This window comes from Ferroacidibacillus organovorans (assembly GCF_001516615.1).
Taxonomy (GTDB): Bacteria; Bacillota; Bacilli; order Alicyclobacillales; family SLC66; genus Ferroacidibacillus; species Ferroacidibacillus ferrooxidans_B.
The window spans coordinates 1-10,872 of the sequence record NZ_LPVJ01000039.1 but is presented as its reverse complement, the minus strand read 5'-3'; the positions used below and the strand labels follow the sequence as shown (position 1 = coordinate 10,872).

Sequence of the window (10,872 nt, the reverse complement as noted above, 5' to 3'; positions counted from 1 at the left end):
CAGAGGCAAGCTCGACGAAGCAGGAATTCAACGTCAAAGCTACCTATGCGTAGATTTGAGTAAGTTTGAAAGAACGGTTGAAGATCATTGATTGAACACGCAGATGCCATATTGCCGCTTTTTCCACATCTGAAAGTCATCCAATCCGCAAAAAAAAGCGTCCTTTACAAGGACGCCAACTTTGCGCTTTACGTACGCTGCGAACGCGCTTCATCTTTCATTTCGCTGCGAAACCCCTCGATTGCTTCTTGTCGACGATGATTCTTTGCATCAATATCCGCGAGATCCTTTGCACTCATCTCATCGCGATGCGCTTGAACAAAATCTTCAGCCTCCCTGAAGTTTTCAACCGTGTTCGAGATTGCGTGTTGAATTTTTTCTACATTGTCTGAACGGTCATCCGGTTTCGCCATTCTGTTTAACCACCCTTATACATGATCACTCTGCATCGATAGCGTGTGTTCACAAGAATGGATTTATGTATTTCTCGGTAACTGAAGATCCACATCCGATCGGAAACCCATCATGAAAGGTGAAATTTGTCGCACATTGGGTCAGTTCCAAAATCCACCGTCCGAGTGAATCATCTGTCCCGTGATCCACTGCGCATCATCACTCGCCAAAAACGCCACCAAGCGCGCCACATCCTCGGGTTGACCGATTCGTCCCATCGGAAATTTCGGCAACAATGCACTCTTTCCTTCCTGCGACATCCAGCCAGTATCCGTCGGACCAGGATCCACCGCGTTGACGGTGATGCCAAGCGAAGCAATTTCTGCCGCGAGAGACACCGTAAAGGCTGATATCGCGCCTTTTGTCGCTACATAAGCGAGTTCCCCGCGCATCGGGCCCTTGTCTTGCCCCGATATCATGTTGACGATCCGCCCAGCGTGCCATTTATCAAATCGGCGCGCAAACGCTGTACACAGCAGGCAGGTCCCGCGCACATTCACCGCATAGTGAGCGTCTAGCATCTCGGCACTCAACGTTTCAAATCCTCCTTCTGTGGAGTGCGCTGCATTGTTAACAAGAATAGAAGGAGGGCCTAGCGTCCTGCACACCTCGTCAAGAAGTCTCAAAGGCGATTCGGGATTCGCCAAATCCACCGCAAGATGTCCCACGCGCACGCCAAGCGCACGAAGTTTACAGGCAAGTTCATTCGGCCAGCTCTCCTCTGCCCCCCACGCCATCGTCTCGTCGTAACGGCCCCAATGTGTAAAAAAGATATCTGCACCATCCCTGGCAAGTGCTCGACAGATCGCGGTGCCAATCCCCCGCTCCCGACTCGCGCCTGTCACTACTGCAATTCGCCCCTGCAAGCGTTTCGTCATCTCGCTCCTCCGTTTTATCCATCGGTTATGGTAAGCTAGATCCATCATATGACAAAATAGCCAAGCCTAAATGCAAGAAGGATGAAAATAGATGATCACCCTGAAACTGGCATCGTGGAATGTAAACGGATTGCGCTCGTGCGTCAATAAAGGATTTCTCGAATATGTCAATCAAACCGCACCTGATATCATTTGCCTCCAAGAAACGAAACTTCAAGAGGGACAAATCAACCTCGAGGTAGGCGAGGACTATCGCCAGTATTTCAATTACGCCGAAAAGAAGGGGTATGCGGGAACCGCTGTTCTTTCGAAAATATCTCCACGCTCAGTCTACTATGGCATGGAGGAGAATAGCGAACCGGAGGGCAGGATCATCACGCTGGAGTTTGACGCTTACTATCTTGTGACAGTGTACACGCCAAACGCCAAACGCGATTTGTCCCGACTCCCCTATCGACTCGAGTGGGAAGACCGTTTTCGACACTATCTCTTGCAATTAGACGCAAAAAAGCCGGTCATCATTTGCGGAGATCTGAACGTGGCGCACCAGGAGATTGACCTAAAGAATGCGAAAGCAAATCGGGGCAATTCCGGTTTCACAAATGAAGAGCGGGAAAAAATGACGATGCTCTTGGCGTCCGGTTTCACAGACACTTTTCGCTACCTGTATCCTGAGCGAGCCGAAGCCTACTCTTGGTGGTCGAACATGCCTAAGGTGCGAGAGCGAAACGTCGGTTGGCGCATCGATTATTTTCTTGTATCCACAAGGCTTCGCGCCGCCATCACGGATGCCCGCATCGACGCACATGTCTTCGGAAGCGATCACTGCCCCGTAGCGCTTACACTTTCTACAGACCGTATTGTTCCCGCACATATCCCATGATTCCTCGTTTTTCAAGCCGATCGACAGGAACCAGAAATGTGGCCGTGACCACACCGGGATGGCGGCCGATTTGGATCGACCCCGTAATGGTGGCACGGTTCATGACTTCAGGGACAGACATTCCAAGCAGTTCTGCCGCACGTTTTAGTGCATTGTCTGTGGCAACATTCAAATTTTCTCCCGTTCCGACAAAAGCCACAGGTGCTGTCTCTTCAATCTCTGTGAGACCCCATTTTAAAGCCTCAGCCAATGCCCGCCGCTTTTCTTCTGCAGATAGGGGTTTTGCGAGATAGGGCAGGTCTTCTTCATTCGGCAGCAAAATAGGTCCATCCATCCTGAGTCCCTTTACAACATGCACCTGCAAGGTTACAATCCCTGATACATCGCATGTGTGCCCTGCGATCTCACCATCCCCTTGCAGCGCATGCATATCACCGACGTAAACACCGCCACCGGGAACTTTGACAGGACAAATCAGAATGGCACCTTCCCGCACACGATTGATATCCATGTGTCCATCCGTCTTTGCTTGATTCAATTCATCAGCGGTTACTGAATACTCATGGGGAGCCCCAACAAGGAAGAATCCGAAATCACCTGCATTGTGGGAGTCGGGCAATGGCCGTGACGGCGTAGTTCCAATTTGGCCGAGAAATGGACGCAGCCTTGCCACCGCGCCCACAATGTCGTGAGGCGCGAACGTAACGATCGGGTTTTGAATAGAGTTCGCAGGCGTTGCCATGTAACTCTTTCCGTCACGTGCAATCTGCTCTGCCGCAGCCTTTGGGAGTGTAACGCCCACGCTGCGGTTTGCGTCAAATGCGATCGTATAACCGTTTGAAAACTTGAATGGCGTTGCGTCAGCACCACAATTCGCGCAGCGTATGGCCGACGGTCCGATGCCTTCAATCCGAGTCTCTGGGTACATCGTTCCGCACGCCGAACACTTTCCGGCACAGTACGGGTCACCCAGGAAGTTCCCCTCGACCGTTTCATCATTTCCAGACGACGTGGCCATGGATGTGACCCGAATCGACTTGATTCGAATCACTATCGCGTCTCCGACTTCTGCCCCCTCAACATACACAGGTTGCGTGACTTCATGCCCTCCGCGAAGGGCTGGCGTGATCATCGGCCCCCAACACCCAGGCGCTGTGTTGGCAACGATGTATCCCCCATCCTGCACGGGTCCGAGCATTGGCTTCGCCGGATCGAGCACCCCGTTTGTAAAGTGATTGACGAACACCGTACCACTGCATTTTTGTTCCGCCATGTTTTTAGCCTCCATAGAAATCGTCTGATTTGATTATACTTTTCTTTCAACCAATTAAGAAGAGATAGAGACTGTGTGACCTTCAAACCGTTCCTGCCCCGCTTCCCTGTGGAGCAAATCATGCGCGATAAACCAGTTTTCCGCGAACAACGGTGTGTGTCACTTCCCAAGCCGAGTTAACTGCGATGAGGTTGGCCGGTGCGCCAATAGAAATTCTCCCGTGTGGAAGATTCAGCAGTCTCGCTTGATTCAAAGAGGTGACAAGATTCACATCATCCGGCCGCAGCGCGTGAATGCCAAGCAAGTTTCTCACAGCCCGGTCCAATGTGAGCGTACTCCCGGCCAAGGTCCCATCCTCCAATCGGACGGCACCATGTTTGACAAAAACCCTGCGTCCGCCAAAACCGTACTCACCCTCAGGCATGTCTGCTGCTTTCACTGCATCCGTGATCAGCATGACTTGTTCAGTACCTTTAGCCCGAAGCGCAGCCTTTAGCATCAGTGGATGAACATGAATCAAATCGGCGATGATCTCCACCATCAGTCGATCCTCACCGAGTGCGGTACCAGCGAGCCCCGGCTCGCGATGGCCTGCAGGACTCATGGCATTGAACAGGTGCGTGACGCTCTTTGCTCCCCACGCGATCGCTTGCGAAACTTGAGAAGACGTCGCGTTGCAGTGCCCCATTGAAACGACGATCCCTTGATCAACAGCCAGTTTGATCAGCGATTCCGCACCTTCCAACTCCGGTGCAAGTGTTACATAGCGAATGGCACCTTCAGATCGTGACTGCCAGCGTTTGAAAAGACTTTCACTCGGTGGAAGGATGAATTCTTTCGGCTGCGCCCCAGGCTTTGCGGGATTGATGAAGGGCCCCTCGAGATGAAAGCCGAGAATCTCAGCACCATTTCGAATTCGCTTAGGTTCGTATGCCGTGAAGACTTTATCCAAATCCTCAGGCGATGCGGTGACGGTTGTCAAAAGGAGCCCCGTTGTACCGTGCCTGGCGTGTGTCAGTGCCACCTGTTCAAACGCGTCTTCTGTCCCCTCCATGACCTCGGCCCCGCCACCGCCGTGGACATGTACGTCGATATAACCAGGGAACAACCGGCCGCCCGTTTCAATATGCGTTGCCCCGATAAACGAAGTACTTGCAATGTCGCCAATGGCTGTAATGATGCCATCCTCCATCTTGATCTGTTGCACACGTCCATTCCATTCTCCACTCATGATGGTCACACTCATCGCCCTGCCTCCTGAAACATAGAATCACCTTGACATTCATTCATCGCTATCCCTAACTGTGGAAGCCCCTTATGAAAAAATAGCATAGTGATAATTACAATTATTCGTTTTACTCATTGCAAAAAGCAACCTATGATACTAAATATAATGAATTCTAAAATTTTGAACAAAGAGGTGTTTGTCCATGAATCTCGCGCAATTTCCTCGTCGTCGCTATACCGCCGGCCCTACATCCATCGAACACCTTCCGCGGTTATCGCAGGTACTCGATGGTCCACAGCTCTTTATGAAGCGCGACGACCTCCTCGGTCTCGCATCGGGTGGAAACAAGACCCGAAAATTAGAATTTCTCATCGCGGACGCGCTCAAGGAAGGCAGCGATACGGTCATCACCTGCGGAGCCGTACAGTCTAACCATTGTCGTTTGACGCTCGCTGCAGCCGTAAAGGAAGGCATGAAGTGTCACCTTGTTTTAGAAGAACGCGTCCCAAACAGTTACAATCCGCAAAGCAGCGGCAATAATTTCCTCTACCATTTGCTTGGTGTGGAAGGAATTCGAGTTGTCCCTGGCGGTTCAGACATGCTCGTCGAGATGCAAAAGATCGCACAAGAACTCGTCAAAAAAGGCCGCAAACCATATATTATTCCCGGAGGTGGATCAAACGAAATTGGCTCACTTGGCTATGTGTCCTGTGCGGAAGAAGTGCTCGCTCAACTCTTCGATCATGGTCTAAACATCAGCACAGTCGTGTGCGCCAGCGGCAGCGGTGGCACACATGCAGGCCTTGTTGTTGGATTCTATGGAAACAATGCCGGGATTCCAGTCGTCGGTATTAATGTCAGTCGCCCCAAAGATGTACAAGAAACACTCATTCACGATCTTGCTGTTCGCGTCGGCAACCATATCGGCCTTAAACATTCAATCCCCCGCGATGTAGTCACCTGTTTTGACGATTATGTAGGACCAGGATATTCTTTGCCTACTGTGGAAATGGTAGACGCCGTCAACCTATTGGCCAAAACGGAGGGAATTTTACTCGATCCTGTCTACACGGGTAAAGCGATGTCCGGCCTCATCAGTCTCATCCGAAACGGGCATTTCCAAAAGAACGACAATGTGTTGTTTGTCCACACAGGCGGTTCACCAGCACTTTACGCTTATACATCTCTATTTTTTGAAGCCGAGACTGCACTCGCGAGCAATTAGGTCAAGACACCGGGAGGAAATGGTATGCAGCAACCAAATCACTTGAATCGTGCTCTCGGTCTGCTTGCGGTCATAGCATTTGGGCTTACAAATGAGATAGCAGCTGGACTGTTTTTCGTATCAACTCAGATTCAACAAAGTACACCGGGTGTCGGCAATCTCGTACCATTGCTCATGCTGGTAGGCGGCGCCATAACCTTTGTCACGGTCGTTGCGTATCGCTATTTCTTTGCCTCTGGTTTAGTCGGAGCCGGCGGGGAATACGTCATGATTTCAAGAGCGCTCAGCCCTGGAATCGCATTTGTTGTGACGTTTCTAGCGTGGTTCGGGTTCACTGGTGCGCTCGGTACACTAGCTTATTCCGCTCCAAAGTTTCTCTCTACAGCGGCATTATCCCTTGGAGCCACTGGAATCGGTGCGTTTTTCGCGTCCAATGCAGGCATTTTAATTGTGGGACTCATCATTCTGTGGGGATTTTGGTTTATTCATGTTCACGGCGTTCGCCTCGCGGGAACCTTGACCACGATCGCGATGTTTCTCGTCTTTGTTGTTGCACTCGTGATGATTATAATAGGGTTTGCTTCCAGTCAACATACTTTTGTGAATGCTTTAACGCAGCACTTGCATATCCCGTTGACCAGCATCATAGCAGCATCACCCGTTCACAATGTCAGCTACGGGATTGCCTTTGGGTCTGCTTTACCTGTTCTTTTTTTCGGTTACCTTGGCCTCTCAACTGCGACGCAGACAGGCGGTGAAGCAAAAAACGCTGTCAAATCACTGTCAAAGGCAGTCGTTGTCACCGTGACAATGGTTACTGTAATCTATACTCTGTTTGCATGGGCAGTTTATCACGCAGTGCCGTGGCAAGTCATCTCCGGTTTGGCAAAGATGAATCTATCGTCATACACAACGTCGTCTGGACTGTTGCAATTCCTGATGCCCACCTGGATGTCTTCGCTCTTGAACGTTTGTGTTGCACTGATTGTCGCCAAAACATTTTTGCCGATTTTTCTCGCACAGTCGCGCTGGGTGTATGCCTGGGGAGAAGATGGACTGATACCAGCGATCTTTGCGAGAACGCACGCCAAGTATAAGACGCCTGTATTAGCCTTGAGCCTCAGCGCCATTTTTGGTTCGATCAGCCTCATCGAGTCTATCAAATTAGGCTTTGTGTTTGGCGTTAACATCCGAGTATTATCCGTCATGCTCGTGTTTTTCTTTATCGGTCTCGGGATGATCACGTTCCCTCACCGCGCCCCAAATCTCTATTCTGCCAATACTTCACAATTGGCAAGAAATCGATTCATGCAGATTTTTATCGGTGTGCTGCTTATGGCCGTCTCTGTTTGGTTTTCCATCTCTATCACGCTGTCATCAATCGCGAATCCAATCTACCTACAACCAGCGTTTCAATCTGCAGTCGTCGTCATTCTGGGGACTGTTGTTTATAGAATCTACCTGGCACGTCTTAAAAATCATGACCTGAGTTCAGATCAAGGCATGAAGGAACGCGAACGGTTTACACAACCACCGGCACAATAACGTCAAATGTAAACACTAAAAATAACAACGATTCGGTCGGGAGGCAGAAGAATTGAAGACACTCGGAGTGATCGCTGGCCTCGGCCCGCTTGCGGGCGCACATTTCTATCGTCGATTGATCGAGCTGTCTCCAGCAACCATGGATTCAGAACACATTCCCGTCATTTTGATGGCAGATCCGACGGTACCGAGTCGCATTGAGCACCTTATGGGCATTGGTGAATCCCCCGTTCCAAAGCTGGTGGAAATGGCAAGAAAGTTGGTTCAAGCTGGTGCAGAACTGATTGCAATACCATCGACTACAACCAGCATCTATCAGAGAGAAATCGCAAATCACGTTGAAGTTCCCATGGTTTCGTTGATTGAAGAGGTTACTTCTAGGATTGCGAAAACACCGCACAGAAAAATTGGGATCATGGGTACGACACCCACGCGCACCTTTCAGGTTTATGAAGAATCCTTTCGCAAAGCGGGACTCGAAGCCTATTATCCGGACGACAGAACACAGTCAGAGATTGCGGAAATCATCTCGTCGGTTAAGGAGGCCAGTACCTTTCATCATTCAGCGCTTGACGGGCACGTTCACGCTAAAATTGAAGATCTAGGCAAACAAGTGATTCAACTCGCACAAAGGCCGTGGAGTTGCAAACTTGATGGCATTCTCCTCGCCTGTACAGAGCTGCCTGTCATCGTGCCACCCGGGGTCTCCGTTTTACCACAGGTTCCCCTTGCGCTGTTGCGCTCCACAGACATCCTTGCAGAGGCTATTGTTTGCAACCTCTATACTGATGGTTGAGTCAACCATGTTTTTGATCTAACCAATCGAGCGCTGAAACAGCAAGTGAGAAGATCTACATACACATCGTGCGATTTTTGCCAGATCGTTTGGCATGATACATGGCTTCGTCCGCCTCTTGCAGCATCCTCGAAATAAGATTTGATTCGATATGTTGAAATTGACTTGTTATTCCCACACTCACCGTTACAGGAATAGCCTGTTGGCTCGCTTGCACCGGAGTACCCGCAATCTCTAACCGAATGCGCTCACACCATTGAATGAACCCTTCTACATTATTTCGTGTCGCTAACACAAACTCTTCTCCGCCATACCGCGCAAAGTAAACCTCGATCAAAGGATCAAAAGAAGCGATCACTCTCCGTGAGATTTCCTGTAATACTTTATCTCCTACCGCGTGTCCAAAACTATCGTTGATCTCCTTGAAATTATCAATATCAAAAATTGCGATCGATAGCGGCGCATCGCCGTTCATTTCAACACTTCGATTCAATGCCTGAAAAATCCGTGTCTGTTCCATATCGATGTTAACTGATCATGTGTGGCCATCCACTCTAATCGTTCACTCATCGCTAAGCCATCTTTGTAGATCACCACATAATGCCAAAATGTTTTTAACATTTCAATTTTAAACAACTCAAATTGACCTTGTAGCATGAATATCAATGTCTTACCCATCGCCATCTTCAAGGAAGCCGTGTATCCTGTTGCATCTAAATTGCGATGATCCTGTATAGGATAGGGCATCGTACGTATCTGGCAAACTTCTTCTCGCTCAATTTCTTGATCATCATAGAGAAAAACATCACAATTCAACAGACACTCCACGGAGGTTTTCAGAAAACCGGGCAATTCATTCAGTCGATGAACCTTCTGGTTGATCTCGAGGATCCGTTGATTCACTTGCTCTAGAACTTCGAGTCGTTCTCTTTCAGTGCGTTGAATCTCTTCTCCGTATAAATAATCACCTAATCGAATAGAAATATCCACCAATAAAGCAATATCTTCTTGGTCAAAACACGTAGAATAGCATCGATACAGACTGAGAGCGCCATAACCACGCCCTTGACTCGAGCGAATCGGGAGAAAGAGTGCATGCTCAACGGAATAGCTCCGTGTCGTTAAGGTGTCAAAATCATCCAATCTGTTCCACGTCACATAAGATTGGGTGTAGAAATTAGGGATTTTTAAGCGAATCAACTCATACATCTTTTCAACATCCGGATATTCGTTCTTGAAGTATCCCACGTGCGCCCGTACGGTTGCCTTCTCTCTGCGATGATCGATATGAATGAAGGACACAAGATCGGCGAGAAATAATTCACGCACTTGTTCAAGGAGCGGTTGAAATAAATCTCTTTGTTCTGATGACATACGTTGCATCAATTTATGCACTTGATCAATTTTATTCAGTTGAATCACTTGCCGCTGATACAAATGGGACATTACTTTTAATTCATCCATCTCTCTTTGCATCGACGACCACCTCTTTGTGATTACAATATCAAACATACAACGGTCCCATTATAGAAACCAACTTTGCCATCAAATTGGAATTGTCAAATTTAGTTTAGCCCCGAAACTCGTAATACCGGTCTATGCTACGCCTAGGGGGTGTGAGTGAAGTCAAGGGAAAGGTGGAGATTTTCCAGATGTACTTTTCTGGAAAATACGACCCTGACCTTGACGAATGAATCCCTAAACAAAATGAAAAACGGTCTTGCGACAGATGTTGGGAGCAAGACCTTAGCTACCCGCTTTTTAGACTACCTTGGACAGCTGGTCTCGGTAATATTGACGACGTTTCATCAAAGGTGGATAACCATCGTTGGTTGTGTAAATTCGTTTCCGGTTATAGTGGATTTCGATAAACCGGAAAACCATGCTTTTGACCACCTCCATCTTCAATGTTTCTGTTTTGACCTTGTAAATGCACTCTTTTTCAGCGTGGCAAAAAGGACTCCATTCTGGCATTGTCGTAGCATCTTCCGGTATGGCTCATACTTTGCACCGCACCATACCTGGCTAAGGTTTCTCGGTACACCTTGCTTGTAAACTGGCTTCCTCGATCACTGTGAAACGTCATGCCAAAAGCTTGATGCTTTTGGACAGCCAAGGTGAATGACGCGACGCAGAGTTCGGCTCTCATGTGATCCGCCATCTTAAATCCTACAATCGCGCCATCATAACAATCCAATACGGCGCTGACATACAGCTTGCCCTCCGCCGTGGGGATCTCCGTTGATGTCCCCCAGCCACTTTTGATTGGGGGCCGTGGCAGTAAAATCCTGCTTTATCAGATTTTCGCTCGCTTGTGCAGCAGGATCAGCCTTGGTCGTTCCCTTGGCATGATGGTTCTTCTTCAGCATCAGCTGATGGGCTTTGCAAAGTCTTCGGACGACATGATAGTCCCGGTATAGCCGTGGAACAGTTGCAAGGCCAAAAAGATGCGGTATGCCCCATAGTCCTTGTTTTCTGCACGAATCTGACGGATCTTCGCCAAAAGATCATCGTATTTATAGGGTCTGTTTTGAGTACGCAGCCAGCGATAATAGCCAGTTTCGCTGACATGCAAAACCTTACACATTGCC

General features: G+C 48.9%; 11 protein-coding genes and 1 pseudogene. 4 read left to right on the top strand and 8 right to left on the bottom strand.

The features are described from left to right. Positions 1-188: 188 nt before the first annotated feature. Positions 189-413, bottom strand: a complete 225-nt coding sequence (gene tlp / locus ATW55_RS09700; RefSeq protein ID WP_067716485.1) for a small acid-soluble spore protein Tlp — start codon at positions 411-413, stop codon at positions 189-191. Between the two features lie 141 nt (positions 414-554). Further along, positions 555-1,331, bottom strand: a complete 777-nt coding sequence (locus ATW55_RS09695) for an SDR family oxidoreductase (protein WP_067716480.1) — start codon at positions 1,329-1,331, stop codon at positions 555-557. 100 nt (positions 1,332-1,431) lie between these two features. Between ATW55_RS09695 and ATW55_RS09690 the strand changes: the two genes are divergently transcribed. After that, complete coding sequence (locus ATW55_RS09690; protein WP_067716490.1) at positions 1,432-2,214, top strand: exodeoxyribonuclease III; 783 nt, start codon at positions 1,432-1,434, stop codon at positions 2,212-2,214. Here ATW55_RS09690 and ATW55_RS09685 read toward each other — a convergent pair. Beyond that, positions 2,180-3,487 (bottom strand): acetamidase/formamidase family protein, encoded by a 1,308-nt coding sequence (locus ATW55_RS09685; RefSeq protein ID WP_153005111.1) that lies wholly within the window; start codon positions 3,485-3,487, stop codon positions 2,180-2,182. The two genes, ATW55_RS09690 and ATW55_RS09685, sit on opposite strands and share 35 nt — an antisense overlap. Before the next feature lie 118 nt (positions 3,488-3,605). Next, entirely contained in the window at positions 3,606-4,733 is a 1,128-nt protein-coding gene (gene nagA, locus ATW55_RS09680) for an N-acetylglucosamine-6-phosphate deacetylase (RefSeq protein WP_067716470.1), read from the bottom strand. A gap of 184 nt (positions 4,734-4,917) precedes the next feature. Here nagA and ATW55_RS09675 point away from each other — a divergent pair, with 184 nt between their 5' ends. From ATW55_RS09675 to ATW55_RS09665, 3 genes are read left to right on the top strand one after another with little or no spacing between them, the layout of a single operon-like run. Next, positions 4,918-5,940, top strand: a complete 1,023-nt coding sequence (locus tag ATW55_RS09675) for a D-cysteine desulfhydrase (RefSeq protein ID WP_067716467.1) — start codon at positions 4,918-4,920, stop codon at positions 5,938-5,940. Between the two features lie 24 nt (positions 5,941-5,964). Next, positions 5,965-7,485 (top strand): APC family permease, encoded by a 1,521-nt coding sequence (locus ATW55_RS09670; RefSeq protein ID WP_067716463.1) that lies wholly within the window; start codon positions 5,965-5,967, stop codon positions 7,483-7,485. 52 nt (positions 7,486-7,537) lie between these two features. Beyond that, positions 7,538-8,281 carry an aspartate/glutamate racemase family protein gene (locus ATW55_RS09665; protein WP_067716458.1) on the top strand — a complete coding sequence of 248 codons (744 nt, stop codon included), beginning with the start codon at positions 7,538-7,540 and terminating at the stop codon, positions 8,279-8,281. A 55-nt stretch (positions 8,282-8,336) separates the two neighbouring features. Here the strand turns inward: ATW55_RS09665 and ATW55_RS09660 are convergent, their stop codons facing one another. The 4 genes and pseudogenes from ATW55_RS09660 to ATW55_RS16115 all read right to left on the bottom strand — a co-directional run. Next, positions 8,337-8,774: a GGDEF domain-containing protein gene (locus ATW55_RS09660; protein WP_160327218.1), complete on the bottom strand. Its 438-nt coding sequence runs from the start codon at positions 8,772-8,774 to the stop codon at positions 8,337-8,339. Then, complete coding sequence (locus ATW55_RS09655; protein ID WP_153005110.1) at positions 8,771-9,757, bottom strand: GAF domain-containing protein; 987 nt, start codon at positions 9,755-9,757, stop codon at positions 8,771-8,773. The genes ATW55_RS09660 and ATW55_RS09655 overlap by 4 nt, the downstream gene beginning before the upstream one ends. 466 nt (positions 9,758-10,223) lie before the next feature. Next, positions 10,224-10,517, bottom strand: a complete 294-nt coding sequence (locus ATW55_RS17325) for a transposase (RefSeq protein ID WP_423742961.1) — start codon at positions 10,515-10,517, stop codon at positions 10,224-10,226. A gap of 132 nt (positions 10,518-10,649) precedes the next feature. Further along, positions 10,650-10,872 (bottom strand): annotated as a pseudogene (locus ATW55_RS16115) (hypothetical protein); the annotation flags it as partial.